Source organism: Rhizobacter sp. Root1221, from assembly GCF_001425785.1.
In the GTDB taxonomy this organism is placed as follows: Bacteria; Pseudomonadota; Gammaproteobacteria; order Burkholderiales; family Burkholderiaceae_C; genus Rhizobacter.
Genome location: NZ_LMDI01000045.1, coordinates 275,737 through 292,462, shown reverse-complemented (window position 1 = coordinate 292,462; position 16,726 = coordinate 275,737). Strand labels below are relative to the sequence as shown.

Annotated in this window: 14 protein-coding genes and 2 pseudogenes; 9 read left to right on the top strand and 7 right to left on the bottom strand. The window is 66.7% G+C overall.

What is annotated here, in order from left to right:
• The 3 genes and pseudogenes from ASC87_RS25540 to ASC87_RS25530 form a co-directional block, all read left to right on the top strand.
• A partial coding sequence (locus ASC87_RS25540; RefSeq protein WP_157604354.1) for an IS3 family transposase occupies positions 1 to 579 on the top strand: 579 nt, incomplete at its 5' end.
• Positions 580 to 592: 13 nt separating this feature from the next.
• Positions 593 to 844, top strand: a pseudogene (locus tag ASC87_RS25535) (integrase core domain-containing protein); the annotation flags it as partial.
• 152 nt (positions 845 to 996) lie between these two features.
• Positions 997 to 1,758 (top strand): annotated as a pseudogene (locus ASC87_RS25530) (NADH:flavin oxidoreductase/NADH oxidase); the annotation flags it as partial.
• 42 nt (positions 1,759 to 1,800) lie between these two features.
• On the opposite strand, the gene ASC87_RS25525 reads toward ASC87_RS25530, so the two are convergent.
• The 3 genes from ASC87_RS25525 to ompR all read right to left on the bottom strand — a co-directional run bounded on the left by ASC87_RS25525 (position 1,801) and on the right by ompR (position 4,515).
• Complete coding sequence (locus ASC87_RS25525; protein ID WP_056669525.1) at positions 1,801 to 2,178, bottom strand: hypothetical protein; 378 nt, start codon at positions 2,176 to 2,178, stop codon at positions 1,801 to 1,803.
• Positions 2,179 to 2,360: 182 nt separating this feature from the next.
• Positions 2,361 to 3,704 carry a sensor histidine kinase gene (locus ASC87_RS25520; RefSeq protein ID WP_056669522.1) on the bottom strand — a complete coding sequence of 448 codons (1,344 nt, stop codon included), beginning with the start codon at positions 3,702 to 3,704 and terminating at the stop codon, positions 2,361 to 2,363.
• Between the two features lie 76 nt (positions 3,705 to 3,780).
• Entirely contained in the window at positions 3,781 to 4,515 is a 735-nt protein-coding gene (gene ompR, locus ASC87_RS25515; RefSeq protein WP_056669520.1) for a two-component system response regulator OmpR, read from the bottom strand.
• A 209-nt stretch (positions 4,516 to 4,724) separates the two neighbouring features.
• On the opposite strand from ompR, the gene ASC87_RS25510 reads away from it, so the two are divergent.
• Genes ASC87_RS25510 through ASC87_RS25500 form a run of 3 tightly spaced genes read left to right on the top strand, consistent with a single transcriptional unit; the run spans position 4,725 to position 8,130 of the window.
• Positions 4,725 to 6,185 carry a DUF1800 family protein gene (locus ASC87_RS25510; protein ID WP_082568943.1) on the top strand — a complete coding sequence of 487 codons (1,461 nt, stop codon included), beginning with the start codon at positions 4,725 to 4,727 and terminating at the stop codon, positions 6,183 to 6,185.
• 20 nt (positions 6,186 to 6,205) lie between these two features.
• Positions 6,206 to 7,366, top strand: a complete 1,161-nt coding sequence (locus tag ASC87_RS25505; RefSeq protein WP_056669584.1) for a DUF1501 domain-containing protein — start codon at positions 6,206 to 6,208, stop codon at positions 7,364 to 7,366.
• Positions 7,367 to 7,407: 41 nt separating this feature from the next.
• Positions 7,408 to 8,130, top strand: coding sequence for an SIMPL domain-containing protein (locus tag ASC87_RS25500; RefSeq protein ID WP_082568935.1), 723 nt, complete (start codon positions 7,408 to 7,410; stop codon positions 8,128 to 8,130).
• Between the two features lies 1 nt (position 8,131).
• Here ASC87_RS25500 and ASC87_RS25495 read toward each other — a convergent pair whose 3' ends face one another.
• Positions 8,132 to 8,902 (bottom strand): 3-hydroxybutyrate dehydrogenase, encoded by a 771-nt coding sequence (locus ASC87_RS25495; protein ID WP_056669514.1) that lies wholly within the window; start codon positions 8,900 to 8,902, stop codon positions 8,132 to 8,134.
• A 97-nt stretch (positions 8,903 to 8,999) separates the two neighbouring features.
• On the opposite strand from ASC87_RS25495, the gene ASC87_RS25490 reads away from it, so the two are divergent.
• Both ASC87_RS25490 and ASC87_RS25485 read left to right on the top strand, forming a co-directional pair.
• The gene (locus ASC87_RS25490; protein ID WP_056669511.1) at positions 9,000 to 9,866 is read left to right on the top strand and encodes an alpha/beta fold hydrolase; all 867 of its coding nucleotides are present in this window, start codon (positions 9,000 to 9,002) and stop codon (positions 9,864 to 9,866) included.
• A complete protein-coding gene (locus ASC87_RS25485; protein WP_056669509.1) occupies positions 9,863 to 12,106 on the top strand; it encodes a bifunctional (p)ppGpp synthetase/guanosine-3',5'-bis(diphosphate) 3'-pyrophosphohydrolase in 2,244 nt (747 codons plus the stop codon). The genes ASC87_RS25490 and ASC87_RS25485 overlap by 4 nt, the downstream gene beginning before the upstream one ends.
• A 79-nt stretch (positions 12,107 to 12,185) precedes the next feature.
• Here ASC87_RS25485 and ASC87_RS25480 read toward each other — a convergent pair whose 3' ends face one another.
• The 3 genes from ASC87_RS25480 to ASC87_RS31115 all read right to left on the bottom strand — a co-directional run bounded on the left by ASC87_RS25480 (position 12,186) and on the right by ASC87_RS31115 (position 15,373).
• Positions 12,186 to 12,764: an RNA polymerase sigma factor gene (locus ASC87_RS25480; protein ID WP_235582286.1), complete on the bottom strand. Its 579-nt coding sequence runs from the start codon at positions 12,762 to 12,764 to the stop codon at positions 12,186 to 12,188.
• Between the two features lie 113 nt (positions 12,765 to 12,877).
• On the bottom strand, positions 12,878 to 13,861 hold the full coding sequence (locus ASC87_RS25475; RefSeq protein WP_056669504.1) for an LLM class flavin-dependent oxidoreductase: 984 nt from the start codon (positions 13,859 to 13,861) through the stop codon (positions 12,878 to 12,880).
• A gap of 69 nt (positions 13,862 to 13,930) precedes the next feature.
• Positions 13,931 to 15,373 (bottom strand): TIGR00730 family Rossman fold protein, encoded by a 1,443-nt coding sequence (locus ASC87_RS31115; RefSeq protein WP_082568934.1) that lies wholly within the window; start codon positions 15,371 to 15,373, stop codon positions 13,931 to 13,933.
• A 380-nt stretch (positions 15,374 to 15,753) separates the two neighbouring features.
• Between ASC87_RS31115 and ASC87_RS25460 the strand changes: the two genes are divergently transcribed.
• Positions 15,754 to 16,695 (top strand): LysR family transcriptional regulator, encoded by a 942-nt coding sequence (locus tag ASC87_RS25460; RefSeq protein ID WP_056669498.1) that lies wholly within the window; start codon positions 15,754 to 15,756, stop codon positions 16,693 to 16,695.
• Positions 16,696 to 16,726 lie beyond the last annotated feature (31 nt).

Sequence of the window (16,726 nt, the reverse complement as noted above, 5' to 3'; positions counted from 1 at the left end):
CGTTGGCGGCGCAAGTTCGTTCACACCACGGACAGCCGGCACAAGCTGCCTGTGGCCGGCAACGTGCTGAATCGCCGCTTCAGCCCGGCGCGGCCCAACGAGGCCTGGGTGAGCGACATGACCTACATCCGCACCCGCAGCGGCTGGCTGTACTTGGCGGTGGTGCTGGATCTGTTCTCGCGCAAGATTGTGGGCTGGGCGATGGCCCCCAGCATGCCATCRGAGCTCGTGTGCGCGGCGTTGAACCTGGCCATCATCAGCCGCAAGCCAGCGCCGGGCTTGGTGGTGCATTCGGACAGAGGCAGCCAGTACGCCAGTAAAGACCACACSGACTTGCTCGACCGCCATGGCCTGGTGTGCAGCATGAGCCGCAAGGGCAACTGCTGGGACAACGCGGTGATGGAACGCTTCTTCTTGAACCTGAAGATGGAGCGGGTCTGGCAACGCGACTATGCCAATCATGCAGAAGCGCAGGCCGACATCGCCGACTACATCACCAGCTTCTACAACCCGGTGCGGCTGCATTCGACGTTGGCACCTGCGCCGACGTGGCCCAGCTGTTTGCCAGTACGCCAGTAAAGACCACACCGACTTGCTCGACCGCCATGGCCTGGTGTGCAGCATGAGCCGCAAGGGCAACTGCTGGGACAACGCGGTGATGGAACGCTTCTTCTTGAATCTGAAGATGGAGCGGGTCTGGCAACGCGACTATGCCAATCATGCAGAAGCGCAGGCCGACATCGCCGACTACATCACCAGCTTCTACAACCCGGTGCGGCTGCATTCGACGTTGGGATATCGATCCCCCAGTCACTACGAACAGCAGCACGCCGCCGCCCACTAGAGTTCAACGTTCCCTTATCGGGCCGTCCGAAAAAGCTTGACCACGACANATATCGATCCCCCAGTCACTACGAACAGCAGCACGCCGCCGCCCACTAGAGTTCAACGTTCCCTTATCGGGCCGTCCGAAAAAGCTTGACCACGACAGCGCCCCCTTGGGAAGGCGGCGCGCCATTGCCCTCGACGGACCCGGCACGCTGGGAACCCATCGCGCCCTCGGCATTGCCGCTGATCGCGGAGCAACCTCACGTTCCCCGTGAGATGACGCTGGCGGACATTCGTCGGGTGCAGCAAGACTTTGTCGCCGCAGCGAAGCGCGCGCATGAGGCGGGATTCAAGTGGCTGGAACTGCACTTCGCGCACGGCTTCCTGGCACAGAGCTTTCTGTCGAAGCATTCGAACGCACGTGACGACGCCTACGGCGGTAGCCTGGAGAACCGCGCAAGGTTCCTCGTCGAAACGGTTGCAGCGGTGCGGCAGGTCTGGCCGGAAGAGTTTCCGCTCACCGCCAGGCTGGGGGTGCTGGAATTCGACGGCGATGACGGCGCGAACCTCGCTGAATCCATCGACGTGCTGAAGCGCCTCAAGGCCCACGGGCTGGACCTTGTGGACGTGGGCATCGGCTTCTCCACGATGTCCCCGGTCCCATGGGCGCCGAACATGCTGGTCCCGGTCGCGGGCCAAGTCCGCAGTGAAACCGGCCTGCCGGTGGCAACCAGCTGGCTCATTGCTGATGCCAAACAGGCCGACGGCTTCGTGCGAGACGGCCAGCTCGATCTCGTGATGGTTGCGCGCAGGTTGCTGGACAACCCGCATTGGCCGCAGCAGGCCGCGCGGCAACTCGGTGTGGCCAAGCCCTCATGGGTACTGCCCACGCCGTATGCGTACTGGCTCGAGAGCTGGGCTGCAGCATGAAGCGCTGGCTCAGCTTGTCAGCCCTGTACCGTCCCCAGGGGTCTATCGCCAGGACGCTGTAACCCGTGCACCAGCGCCGCGCGGCCCCATCCTGCCGGCATCCAGCGCATCCTCGGTGATCAGGGCACCCGGCTCCGCCTGGCCGCGGTAGCGGAGCAGGCACCAGTTGCCCGGCCGGTCGGGGCGGGTCCCGATGTACAGGACCTCCGCCGGCGCCTTCGGGCTGCAGTCATCGATGCCCGGCGCCAGCACGTGGTCGCCGATGGCGACACGCCCGCTGGTTGCCGCCTTCAGCGCCACGCCGAACGGTGTCGTGATTTCCTCCGGCCTGAACGCACCGCCGTGCAGGCGCGACGACAGCATGTCCAGCACGGTCTGCGCGTGAAGCGACGTGGTGGTGGCGTAGGAAGACGAGTGCATGGGCGATCTCCGGGGACAAAGGTGGCATGACCTTGCGGCGCGTTATCGGCGCCGCAACGCATGCCCACAGTGTCCGCACCCTGCATGCGGCCGGGCCCGCGGACACGAAGTCCGTGACGAAAGCCCGAATCCACCGCCATGTGCGGAGGGCCTTGGCCACCAGCCCCTGGCGGCAGGGGGCGTCAGGGCGCTTTTTTCAGGCGCACGTGCGCCACGAGCCCGCCATCGAGTGCGTTGGCCAGTTCGAAGTGCCCGCCCATGCGCTGCACGGCCTTCTCGACGATGGCCAGCCCGAGGCCGGCGCCGGTGGCGGCGGTGCGGGCCGCGTCGCCGCGGAAGAACGGCGTGGTCAGCTGCTTGAGCTTTTCGGGCGCCACGCCGGGGCCGTAGTCGCGCACGCTCAGGATCACCCACGGCCCGGTGCGGGCGTACGTGACCTGCACGCGGGCGATGCCGGTGTCGGTGGAGCGGCCATAGCGCCGCGCGTTTTCGAACAGGTTCTGGAACACGCGGCCGAGTTCGGTCTCGTCCGCCATGACCTTGGTGTCGATCGCCACGCGCGACGCGATGCGGATCTGCGTGGGGTCGCGGAAGCCTGCCATCTCGCGTTCGACGAGGCTGCTCACGTGCACGGGCACCAGCTTGACTTCGCCAGGCCGCGCGTAGTCCATGAACTTGTCGATGATGGCGTCGAGCTGGTCGATGTCGAGGGCCATGTTGCGCTTGGCTTCCTCGTCGTACACGCTCATCTCGGCTTCGAGGCGCAGGCGCGCGAGCGGGGTGCGCAGGTCGTGCGAGATGCCCGCGAGCATCACCGCGCGGTCTTCCTCCACCTTGGCCAGCTCGCGGGCCATGCGGTTGAAGCCCATGTTGACCTGGCGGATCTCGCTGGTGAGCGTGTTCTCGTCGAGCTGGGATTCGTATTCGCCGTCGCGGATGCGGCTGGCGGCGAAGGACAGGTCGCGCAGTGGCTGGTTGATCAGGCGGGCGATGCCGGCCGAGCCCAGCACGGTGGCCAGCAGCGCGATGGTGACCCACAGCACGACGCTGCTGCCGGCCATGGGCTGCACCCGGGTGGGGTCGGCCTGCAACCAGTACGGGTCGCGGTCGATCGAGAAGCCCACCCACAGCCCGCTCACGCCATTGACCCCGCTGGCCACCAGCGTGTCGGGGCCGAGCTTCGAGCGCAGTTCCTGGCCGATGGCCTTCGAGAAGCGGTCCTGCTCGAAGGGTTCCCACTTGTCACCGGGCTCGCGCGGCAGCACCTTCACGGCCTCGCCGGCCGAGATGGTCTTCACGAGGGTGACGCGGTCGATGCCGTCCACGTACTTCAGCGCCGCGCGGCTCAGGTTCACGAGGCTGGCGATCTGTTGTGCGGACTGCACGGCGCGCGGTTCGAACTCGAGCGCGCGGAACGTCTGCACCCACGCGAACACGCCCCCCATCAGCAGCACGGCCAACAGGAAAAACGTGCGCCAGAAGAGGCTCAGCGCGACGGCCCCGCGGGCCGGCAGCCCGTCGACCATCGCGTGGTCCGGTATCTGGATGACGGTGGGTGCAAAAAAAGGGCCCTTGTCGGGGCCCTTTCGCCGTCCCTTGCGCTTAAGCAGCGCCATCGGGGACGAAGACGTAGCCCACGCCCCAGACGGTCTGGATGTAGCGCGGTTGGGCCGGGTCGGGCTCGATCATCTTGCGCAGGCGCGAGATCTGCACGTCGAGGCTGCGGTCGAACGGTTCGAACTCGCGGCCGCGGGCCAGCTGGGCGAGCTTGTCGCGCGACAGGGGCTGGCGCGGATGGCGCACGAGCGCCTTGAGCATCGAGAACTCGCCGGTGGTGAGCGCGATCTGCTCGCCGTCCTTCGACAGCCGGCGCAGCGCCAGGTCGAATTCGAACGGGCCGAACGTCACCGTCAGGGCGTCCTTGGCCGGGGCGCCCGGGGCCTCGAGGGCCGGGCGGCGGCGCAGCACCGCATGGATGCGGGCCAGCAGTTCGCGCGGGTTGAACGGCTTTGGCAGGTAGTCGTCGGCGCCGACCTCCAGGCCGACGATGCGGTCGACGTCTTCGACCTTGGCCGTCAGCATGATGATGGGGGTGAGGTCGTTGGCCGCGCGCAGGCGGCGGCAGATCGACAGCCCGTCTTCACCGGGCAGCATCAGGTCGAGGACGATCATGTCCACGGTTTCGCGTGTCAGCACGCGGTTGAGCGCTTTCGAATCCTCGGCGAGCAGGACTTCGAACCCTTCCTGGGTCAGGTACCGGCGCAGCAGGTCTCGAATGCGCGCATCGTCATCCACCACAACGATGCGGTCGGGTCGCTGATTGGTCGCAGTCGTCATGGCTTACTCCCATTCAAGGTCAATTGTAACGGCGCCGATTGTGCGCAGGTTTCGGGCCCTGTTTTAGCAGCTTTGACCACTTGTTACAAACGGGGCAGACCCCCTGGTGACGTTCTTGGTCAAGGGGGCGGTGGTGGTATTGGTGTGAAATCTTTTGCTTTTGGCGACGTGTCGGCGGGGGCTTGGGGTTTGGCGTTAGGGTTGCCATGATGAATCCATGCGTTCGGTTCGGCACCGGGTTGGTGATGGCCGTGGTGGCTGGGTGTGTTGGCGCGCAGGTGCCCGAGCGGCTGTCGGAGCCGGACGCCCGGTACCTGCTGGCGCGCACGGGCTTTGCGCCATCGCCGGCCGAAGTGGCGCCGTGGGTGGGCCTCACGCCTGCGGTGGCGGTGGACCGGCTCATCGCGCAGGCGTCGGCGGCATCGCCTCGCCACCCTGCGCCGGCCTTCACGGCCGAGCCGGCGCGGGTGCCTTATGGGCAATTGCCCGACGACGAGGCGCGCAAGGCGGCCCGGAAGCAGGCGCAGGACGACACCCGGGCGCTGGCCACCTGGTGGCTGCAGGAAATGCGCGAGTCGCCCACGCCATTGGCCGAGCGCATGGCGCTTTTCTGGCACAACCACTTCGCCACGTCCGAGCAGAAGGTGCAGCAGCCACAGGGCATGTACGCCCAGCACCTGCTGTTCAGGCGCTTCGCGCTGGGCTCGTTCCGCGAGTTGCTGCACGCGGTGTCGCGCGACCCGGCGATGCTCATCTGGCTCGACGGCAACAGCAACCGCGCCAAGGCGCCCAACGAGAACTTCGCCCGCGAGGTGATGGAACTCTTCACGCTCGGCGAAGGCCACTACGGCGAGGAGGACGTGCGCGAGGCCGCGCGCGCCTTCTCGGGGTGGACGGTGCGGCGCGCCACGTGGGAGGCGGTGTTCGTGCCGCGCCAGTTCGACAGCGGTCCGAAAACCCTTTTCGGCCAGGCCGCCAACGACACGATGACGACGGCACTCGACCGCATCCTCGCGCAGCCGGCGTCGGCACGGTTCCTCGTGGACAAGCTGTGGCGCGAGTTCGTGTCGCCCGACCCCGAACCCCGGGCGGCCGGGCGCGCCGCGGCCGAACTGCGCGCGAGCGGCTGGCAGACCGGGGCCGCATTGCGCGTGCTGTTGTTGAGCGACACCTTCTGGGCGCCCGCCACCCGCGGCACGCTGGTCAAGTCGCCGGTGGAGCTGGGGGTGGGTGTGCTGCGCCAGTTCGACATCGCGCTCGACGACATCGCGCCGCTCGAGGCATTCACCGGCCGCACCGGGCAGGACCTCTTCCTGCCGCCCAACGTCAAGGGCTGGCCGGGCGGCACCGCCTGGATCGACAGCACCACGTTGCTTGAACGCAAGCGGTTCACCGAGCGCCTGTTCCGCACGTTCGAAAACGGCGACGGGGCGATGATGGCAAGTGGCCCGCGCCGCGGCCGGCTCGGCAAGGCGGTGCTGGGGTTCGATGCCGACGGTTGGTTGCAGCCGCTCGGCGCCTGGCCCGACCGCGAACCCGACCCGGAGGTCGCGCACCGCATCCAGGCCGCGGTGCTGGCGGTGCCCGCCGTGAACCCGGTGCCGGCCGGCACGGTGGGCTTGTCCTACCTGCGGGTCATCACCCTCGATCCCGCGTACCAGCTGAAATGAAGGCCACCGTCATGAGCCCCCTGAACCGGCGCCACCTGTTGTCTCTTGCGGCCGGCGGCCTGACGCTGCCGCGTTGGGCCACCGCGCGGGCGGCGTCCGCGGCCGGCCGTGTGCTGGTGCTCGTCGAACTGAAGGGGGGCAACGATGGCCTGAACACCGTCGTGCCGTACGCCGACCCGGCCTATGCGGCGCTGCGGCCCACGCTGGCCCTCAAGGCCGATGAGGTGCTGCACCTGGACGAGCGCGTGGGCCTGCACCCCGCGCTCGCGCCGTTGATGCCGCTGTGGGCGCAGCAGGAGCTGGCGGTGCTGCCGGGCCTCGGGTACCCGGCACCCAACCTGTCCCACTTCCGGGCCATCGAGATCTGGGACACCGCATCGGCGGCCAACGAGTACCTCGACGACGGATGGGTGGCGCGGGCGATGGCCGCCGGCTTGCGCCGCCGCGCGGCGTTCACCACCGAGGGGGTGGCCGTGGGCAGCGCCGGCCTCGGTGCGCTGCGCGGGGCCCGTGCCGTGACACTCGGCAACGTGGACGCGTTCGTGAGCCAGTCCCGCCTGGCCCAGGCCACCGCCGGGCAGGGGTCGGCTGCGCTGGCCCACGTGCTGCGCGTGGAAGCCGACGTGATCCAGGCGGCCGAGGGCCTGCGCGCCAGACCGGCCACGCCGCTGGCCACGGTGTTCCCGTCCACCCGGTTCGGCCAGGCCGTGCGGGCCACGTGCCAGATCGTGGCGGGCCAGGCCGGGCAGGGCGGGGTGCCGGTGTTCCACCTGACGCATGGCAGCTTCGACACCCATCAGGCTCAGGCCGGAACCCATGCGAGTTTGCTGGGCCAACTGGCCGACGGCCTGGTGGCGTTGCGCGCCGGGCTCGTGGAGGCGGGTGCCTGGGACCGCACGCTGGTGCTGACCTACTCCGAGTTCGGCCGCCGTGCGCGCGAGAACGAGAGCCGGGGTACCGACCACGGCACCGCGGCCGCCCATTTCGCGCTGGGTGGCGCCGTGCGCGGGGGCATCATCGGCAAGATGCCGGAACTCGACCGGCTCGATGCGACACAGAACCTGGTGCACACCGCGGACTTCCGTCAGGTGTATGCCACGATCGCGCGGCAGTGGTGGGGCGTGGATCCCGAGACGGTGGTCCGCGGCCGCTTCGACACCCTGCCGTTCCTGCGCGCCTGACCCGCGTGCGCCCTCCGTTCGACCCTAGCTGGAGAACCTGCATGACCACAACAAGAACGTTCGACTTGCCGAAACTCGCCGCCACGCTGGCCCTGGTGATGGCCGCCCCCATGGGCTGGGCCGCGGAACCCGCACCTCAACCGCTGGGCGTGGTGGGCCTGTCGGCCAGCGCCACGTCCGAGGTGACGAAGGACCTGCTGAGCGTGACGCTGTCCACCACCCGCGAAGGCACCGAAGCCGGCCAGGTGCAGGCCGCGCTGAAGCAGGCGCTCGACGCCGCGCTGGCCGAAGCCAAGAAGGTGGCCAAGCCCGGCCAGATCGACGTGCAGACGGGCAACTTCTCGCTGTTCCCGCGCTACACGAACAAGGGCATCATCAACGGCTGGCAAGGCACCGCCGAGCTGCAGGTGGAAGGCCGCGACATCCCGGGCATCGCCCAGCTGACCGGCCGCATCACCACGCTGACCATCGCGCGCGTGGGTTCGAACCTCTCGCGCGAGCAGCGCGAGAAGGTGGAGTCGGAGCTGACCGCCCAGGCCATCGCCCGCTACCGCACGAAGGCGGCCGAGTACGCCAGGCACTTCGGCTACAGCACCTTCACGATCCGCGAGGTCAACGTGGGTTCGAACGAGCCCATGGGCTACACCGCCGCGCCCATGATGCGCGCCAAGGCGTCGATGGACACGGCCGAAGCCTTGCCCGTGGAATTGGGCAAGGGCACGGTGACCGTCAACGTGAACGGCACCGTGCAGCTCACGAAGTGAGTTACTGAGCCACCCAGCCGCCGTCCACGTTCCAGGCCACGCCGCGGATGTTGTCGGCGGCGGGCGAGCTGAGGAATGCCGCCAGCTCACCCAGCTGTTCCGGCGTGACGAATTGCAGCGACGGCTGCTTTTCACCGAGCAGGTCTTTCTTGGCCTGGTCCACCGTGATGCCCTCGCGGGCGGCGCGGTCGTCGATCTGCTTCTGGACCAGGGGGGTCAGCACCCAGCCCGGGCAGATGGCGTTCACGGTGATGCCGGTGGTGGCGGTTTCCAGCGCCACGGCCTTCGTGAACCCCACGATGCCGTGCTTGGACGCCACGTAGGCCGACTTCTGGGCCGACGCCACCAGGCCGTGGGCCGACGCGATGTTCAGCACGCGCCCCCAGTTGCGGGCCTTCATGCCGGGAATGGCGAGCCGGGTAGTGTGGAAGGCCGACGACAGGTTGATGGCGATGATGGCGTCCCACTTCTCGACGGGGAAGTCTTCCACGTTGGCCACGTGCTGGATGCCGGCGTTGTTGACGAGGATGTCGACGCCGCCGAAGTCCTTGTTGGCGTACGCGATCATCTCGGCGATCTGGTCGGGCTTGCTCATGTCGGCCCCGTGGTAGCCCACCTTCACGCCCGTGGCAGCCACTTCGGCGCGCGCGGCCTCGAAATCCCCGAAGCCGTTGAGCACCAGGTCGGCACCCTGGCGTGCCAGCACGAGGGCGATGCCCAGGCCGATGCCGCTGGTGGAGCCCGTGACGAGGGCGGTTTTCCCTTTCAACATGAAGATTCTCCTGGGGGTTGATACAGTGCGGATCATTATGTCGGCCCATCGCGAGACACGTCACCTCGCGGGGCTTCGGAACCGAACAGGACTTGCCATGCCACAACCGCGCCTCCACCACGTCCCCGTCCTCCGCGGACGTACGGTGCAACGCATGGCCTACTGGGAGTGGGGAGACCCGGCCAACCCGCGGGTGCTGGTGTGTGTGCACGGCCTGTCGCGCCAGGGGCGCGATTTCGATCACTTCGCGCAGGCCATGCAGGACCAGTACCGGGTCGTCTGCCCCGATGTTTTCGGCCGCGGGGAGTCCGACTGGCTGCCCGACCCTGGCGCCTACCAGGTGCCCCTCTATGCCGCCGACATGGTGGCGCTCATCGCCCGGCTGAACGTGCCCGAGGTGCACTGGGTAGGCACGTCCATGGGCGGCCTGATCGGCATGGTGGTAGCCGCGCTCGGCAACTCGCCCGTCACCCGGCTCGTGCTCAACGACGTGGGGCCGGCCATCCAGGCCGACGCCGTGACCCGCATCGGCAACTACCTGGGCCAGCCCGCGCACTGGGACACCGAGCAGCAGGCGGCCGACGCACTGTGGGCCATCTCCTCCGGTTTCGGCCCCCACACGCCCGAGCAATGGCTCGCGCTGACCCGGCCCATGCTGCGCCCCGACGGCAACGGCTTCAAGCTGCACTACGACCCGTCCATCGCGGTGGTGTTCCGCGGGTTCACGCCCGAAAACGCCAAGGCGGGCGAGGCCGCGATGTGGGCCATCTACGATCACATCAAGGCGCCCACGCTCGTGTTGCGTGGCGCCGACTCCGACCTGCTGTCGCGCGACAGCGCCCAGGCGATGACCCAGCGCGGCCCGAAGGCGCAGGTGCGTGAGTTCGCCGGCGTGGGGCATGCCCCGATGCTGACCAACGACGAACAGACCGGGGCCGTGCGCACCTTCCTTCTCGGCGCATGAAGACCGGACTGCTTGACCGCAACCACGCGGCCGCGCCCATCGTCCAGTTGACGGACGAGGGCCACGGCGAAGCCACCACGGCCGAACGCTCCCAGCTTGCCCGGGCGCGTGCGTTCGCCGAGCCGCTGCTCGATGGCCAGCCACTCGACACCGGCGAGGATGCGCTGGTCCATGCAGACGGCGTGGCGGCCATCCTGGAAGGCATCGGTGCCGCGCCGTCCATGCGGGCGGCGGCCTACCTCGTCTATGCGGGCGACTTCCTGAACAAGCCGGAGGAGGTCGTCAGCAAGGCCTTCGGCCCGTCGTACGCCGGGCTCGTGATGCACACGCGCAAGCTCGTGCAGATCCAGCGCGCCGCCCGCGAGGCGCAGGTGCATGAGGAAAAGCGCGCCGAGCAGACCGAACGTGTGCGCAAGATGCTGCTCGCGTTCTCGCGCGACCTGCGCGTCGTGCTGCTGCGCCTCGCGTCCCGCCTGCAGACGCTGCGGCACTTCGCGGCCACCAAGACGGTGTGCCCCGTGGCGCTGGCGCGCGAGTCGATGCAGGTGTTCGCGCCGCTGGCCAACCGCCTGGGCATCTGGCAGATCAAGTGGGAACTCGAGGACCTGTCGTTCCGGTTCCTCGAACCCGACCAGTACAAGACGGTGGCCCGCCTGCTCGATGAAAAGCGCGTGGAGCGCGAGCAGGGCATCGAGGACTTTCGCTGCAAGCTGGTGGATGTGCTCGCGCGCCACCAGCTGCATGCCGAGGTGCAGGGCCGTCCCAAACACCTCTACAGCATCTGGAAGAAGATGCGCGGCAAGGGGCTCGACTTCGACCGGGTGTTCGACGTGCGGGCCATGCGGGTCATCGTGCCCGACATCCCCGACTGCTACGCGGTGCTGAGCCACGTGCACGAACTGTGGACACCGGTGCCGGGCGAGTACGACGACTACATCGCGCGGCCCAAGCCCAACGGCTACCAGTCGCTTCACACCGTCGTCTACGACGACCAGCAGCGGGCGGTCGAGGTGCAGATCCGCACGCAGGCCATGCACGACCATGCCGAACACGGCGTGGCCGCGCACTGGGCCTACAAGGAAGCCGGCACAAAGGGGTATGCGGGTGTCAGCGCCTCGGGCGACTTCGACGCGCAGATCGCCGAGGCGCGCAAGACCGTGCTGCGCCAGCTGCTCGCCTGGGAGCGCGACTTCGTGGGCGGCGGCGATGCCCCGAGTGCGGAAACCGTCTTCGACGACCGCATCTACGTGTTCACGCCGCAGGCCTCGGTCATCGAACTGCCCGTGGACGCCACGCCCATCGACTTCGCCTACGCCGTGCACACCGACCTGGGCCACCGCTGCCGCGGTGCGAAGGTGGACGGCGTGATGGTGCCGTTGAACACCGCACTGCAAAGCGGGCAGACGGTGGAAGTGATCTCGGTGAAGGAGGGCGGCCCGTCGATGGACTGGCTGAACCCCGAGCTGAACTACCTGCAGAGCCACCGCTCGCGCGCCAAGGTGCGCGCCTGGTTCAACGCGCTGGCGCAGCAGCACACCATCGCCCGCGGCCGCGAAGCCGTGGAAAAGCTGCTGCAGCGCGAAGGCAGGACCGCCATCAAGCTCGACGACCTGGCATCCCAGCTGGGCTTTCGCCAGGCTGATGCGTTGTTCGAGGTGATCGGCAAGGACGAGTACTCGTTGCGCAACATCGAGACGCTGCTGCGCCCGCCGGAGGCCTTGCCCGACCCGGACGAGCTCATCGCCTCACGCCGCTCGCGCCCGGACGGCGAAGCGCCGAAGGGCGGGGTGCTCGTGGTGGGCCTGGAGTCGCTGCTGACGAACCTGGCGCGGTGCTGCCGGCCGGCGCCCCCCGATCCCATCGGCGGCTACGTCACCCGTGGCCGCGGCGTGGCCATCCACCGCGCCGACTGCACCAATTTCCGCGAGATGGGCCAGCGCGTGCCCGAGCGGGTGATCGCGGTGGAGTGGGGCATCCCGCGCAACGACAAGGGTGTGGTGTACCCGGTGGACGTCCAGGTGGAGGCGGCCGACCGCCAGGGCCTGCTGCGCGACATCTCCGAGGTGTTCACCAAGGAGCGCATGAACGTCACCAACGTGAACACCCAGTCCGCCCGCGACCAGCGGGGCAGCACCGCACGCATGAGCTTCACCGTGGAGGTGGCCGACTCGGCCCGCCTGAACCACGTGCTGGGCCTGGTGTCGAAGATCGACGGCGTGCGATCTGCCCGCAGGCGATGACCCAAGATGCATGGTGTCGCTGCGGACTTGCAGGCGCGTGGTTCAGCGGATTGGGACCCGGGGCTTGTTCATCATGGCGTCATGGCTGGACAGCCGCGGCGATGCTTTCATCTTCGCTTCCCTCCGCATGCGCGCGGCCCGGCCCCGCCAGCACCGGCAGGAGGTTCCGCAGCTGCACGCGCGCGTGATGCATGCGGGCCTTCACTGTGCTGACCTCGCATTGCATGATGCCGGCAATCTCTTCCAGGGAATGGCCCGCGCCGTAGGCCAGCTCCAGCGCCACGCGTTGCTCGACCGGCAGGTGGTCCAGCGCCTTGGCTACCCAGTCCCGCAGTTCATGGACCGCGTTCGGGTCGATCAGGGAAGGCAACGCCTCAACCTGCTCGGTCAACTCCAGCGGATCGCCGCCATGCTGACGCAAGGTTTTCAGCACGCAACGGTAGGCGATCCCCACGATCCAGGTGGACACGCGCGAGTCGCCTCGAAACTGGTCCGCCTTCTGCCAGACGATCCAGAAGGTGTCGTTGATCACCTCCTCGATCATGTCGGCGCGCCGGGTCACGCGCCCCAGGAAACGGTCGAGCCGCCGGTGGTAAGACCGGTACAGCGCTTCCAGGGCGGCACGGTCGCCRGCAGCGATGCGTCGCAACAGATCCATCTCCGTGCCGTCATCGGAGGCGCCACCGCGGAACCTGCGGGGAATCAAGGGGAGTGGCGGCATGGCGGATGTGGCAAATGCGGGGCAATTCGGCGCAACCTTGCCCGGAGTTTCTATGATGCTTCTGCACGCAGCAATGCCGGGATCACCTCGGCCCCGAACATTCTGTAGGAGGCTTGCACGGAGGCCCTGTTGGCGCGATTGCCCGCAAAAAAACCGATGATATTGGCGGAGCCTGTGCGGCGGGATTGGGCAATGATTTGTTCCGCCACGTCGGCGGGGCGGCCTGCAATGGTGTCCTCTTGCAGAATGGACGGCATTTGTTCCCGGGCCGCCTGCGCATATTCTTCAGCCGCAGACGCGGTTTCTGCCACGAAAATGCAGCGCCGGATGGCCATCCGGTCGGCACCGTAGGGCATGCCGTGAGTGGCAGCTGCGTCACGGTAAGCATCAAATAGGCTCTTTACTTTTTCGGTTGACAGGAAGCCTGTGCATATCCTGTGTCCCCGCCTTGCGGCGGCCATCGCGGATTCAATGCTTCTCACGGTTGCCCAAATGGGCGGAGCTGGTTGTTGTACAGGTCGAGGAAGAACAGCCAGGTTTTCAAAAGACCAGTAGCGGCCCTTGTGCGAAAGAAATGGCTCGCCCAACGCCTGGTCCACGATATCGAGCGCTTCCTCGTACATCGGGTGAATGTCCGCTTCGGCGATGCCCACGGCGTTGGCCTCTTTCGGGTTTGAGCCGCGTGACAAACCAATCTCGAGCCGACCGCGGCTCAAATGGTCGAGCATGCCGATTTCTTCCAAGGCGCGCCAAGGTTGCCATAGCGGAAGGACAAGTCCGAGTATGCCAATGCGCAGCTTTCGGGTCCGTGCGGCCACCGCGGCCGCCAAAAGTCCGGGCGACGGACACATGCGCACGCCGCTGAAATGATGCTCGCTGAAGAATATGCCGTGAAAACCGAGCGATTCAGCCTCGCTCCACATGTCCAGGCGCCACGCATACTCGTCCTCGCAGGCCGCGCCATCAAAACAGGATGGATCCTCATTGGAGGATATGTTCATCTGCTCAAATATCCAGGAATTGATGGTGCTCATTCTGTGGGGATTTATTTGAAGAGTGGTGTATTGGCTGGCCAAGCCGAAGAGGCTGTACAGCCCCGTGGTTCAGCGGGAAAGTTCTGCGGCCAGCGTGGCAACCAGGGTCGCGGCGTCCGGGAGGATGCGAGCGATGGCGACGTCTTTCCGAGTGACGAAGCCGGCGTCGATCAAATGCCCCAGCGATCGAATTGCGTCGGTCCAGAAGCCGTTGGCATCCAACAGCAGGCACGGCTTCTGATGCAGGCCGAGCTGCCGCCATGTCAGCATTTCCAGCAGCTCCTCCGCAGTCCCGAGGCCGCCAGGCAGCGCGATGAACGCATCTGCGAGTTGTTCCATCAGGGCCTTGCGTTCGTGCATCGAGTCAACGACGTAAAGGTCCGTAAGTTCCGGGTGCCCGATCTCGACCTCGAGCAGGGCTTTGGGGATGACGCCGACAACGCGGCCACCGGCTTGAAGGGCGCCGTCGGCCAGCGCGCCCATGCACCCGATCGATGCGCCGCCGTAGACGATGTCAAAGCCGCTGTCGGCGAGACGACGTCCCAGCTCCGCTGCCTGCGCCCGGTAGACCGGTGAGCGACCCAGGCTGGAACCGCAATAGACCGTCACGGTCAAGCGCGAAGGGGCATCCGGCTTGGTCGCCTCGACGTCGCGCCGTGCAGCCGCCCGCGTGCCGCGCATGGGTGGTTCCGCGGGAAAGCGGCGGATCTCTTGATTGCGGAAGAGCTGCAAGAACGCTCGCTCCTGGTCCTCTGCGTGCTCGAGGTGCACGTCCGCGATGGCCTCGGCCAACTCGTCCAGCACTTGCTGGCTCAGACCCTTGCGCGGTAGATCAGCCGGATCAATGCCGTGGCGTTGGCACCAGGCCACGACCGCCTCGGGACCGTTGACGCTGGCCACGAATGCTCTTTGCGCTTCGATATGCCACGCCGCTGCCAATTCCTGCAGGAGTCCGGGTCCGCCAAGGGGCGGGGAGAGCATTTGGTGGGCTCGGTGCAACAACCGCTGGCGATGCGCCTGACGGTCACCGATGAGACGCACGTCGACAGATACGTCGAAAGGCAGGTCGTTGCTGGAGAAGAATTCCTGCAACAGCGAGATCGATCCACCCTCGACGATGACGAAACGACCCTTCGAGGCGAGCGCCCCAAGAATGTAGGTCAGCGCCTGGCCGGCACTGCGGGCGGTCATGTCGCCGTCGCAAACCCGCCGCTCAGCCAAGTGGTACCGCACCACACCCTGCGCCTTGGAGTCGGTCGCTCGGGCACTGGTCACCTTGAGGTCGACGAAGCACTGGATGCGATCGGCAACCACGATGGGGCAGCGAAGCTCTCGCGCCAAACGCTCCGCCTCGGCGGACTTCCCGACGCCGGTCGGGCCAACGATGGCGTGGATGCGCAATCTTGGCGCAACGCGATCGTTGATCGCCAAGTCCGCCGTGGGCCACTTGGGCACGGCGGCGTCCGGGGGCGGGGGCGCGCCTGTTGCTGTCGAGGAGGTGGCTTGGTTCATGGAATCTTTGATTACAAAATGGTGAACCGGCGCAGAGGCAGGTGGCGCATCATCGGTACGGTCCCGGGCTCATCCCTCCCGGCGCGCTGGGTTGATACGAGGTCGGAATTCAACATGCCGAAGCGGTATGCCGATCCGCGAACCGTCCACCTCCAGCCCCTCTGGGCTGCCGTGGAAAATCCGCAAAAAAACGACGAGCGGATCCCGAACACAACGCTGTGATTCGTGTGCCCGTCGATATTTTCATCACTGTTTCGTTGCGCGTCTGGTTGATACACCAGAGGCTCCGCGCTGAAACATTGATTTAATACTACTGGCGGTCAATATATTGAACAAGCGGGTGAAATGAAAATCATCTTTTCACAAACCGAAGAAATCACATGAGCAACTGGACCGAATATGAGCTTTTCGTCCAGGTGGTGGAGTTGGGCAGTCTGGGCAAAGCCGCCGGGGCGCTCGGCCTGTCGACCCCGTCGGCGAGCCGCTACCTGGCCACCCTGGAGCAACGCCTCGGTGCTCGACTCATCGAACGCACCACCCGCCGACTCTTCGTGACCGAAGTCGGGCAGAGCTTTTACGCCCGTTGCAAGGCCATCCTGGACGATATGCGCGAAGCCGTCGCCGCAGTGAACGCGACCACGACCCACCCTTCGGGAACGTTGCGCGTGACGGCGTCGCAGTCCCTGGGGTTGAGACACGTTGCGCCATTGCTGCCAGAGTTCCACCGGCGCCATCCCGGCGTACGGGTGGAACTGATAGCTGCAAACCAACACCATGACGCCATTGACAACAATATCGATGTTGCCATTCGTGCGCGAGAATATGAGCCGGATTCGACTCACGTCATCAGGAAGATTGCTGCCGTGCGAAGGATATTGGTGGCATCGCCTTCATATTTGGAGTGCCATGGCATTCCGGAGACCCCTCGCGAATTATCCGGGCACCAATTGCTCGTGTACTCGCATCACAACCCCGAGGAAATGACATTCCAGCGGCGCGACGAAATCATCGTCGTCCGGACCAATCCAACCCTGAATGCCAATGACGCGCAGATCCTGCGCGCCGCGGCGATACAGGGTCTGGGTATCCTGGCCCTGCCGGTATACGTGATGTATGACGACCTGGTGGCCCGCCGTCTGGTGCCGGTGATGCTCGATTGGGAACTGCCGCGGCTGTCGATCAGCGTGGTGTACCCGCGCCGCACCCTCGTCCCCGCCAAAACACGAGCCTTCATCGACTTCCTGCTCGAAGATTTCCGCCGCCACGCCTACGAACGTCGTTGGGAGTCTGTGGTTGCGCCGGGTGCCACTGGACCAAGTTGAGGGTTCGCTTGGCGATTCGTGCGCCGGCGGT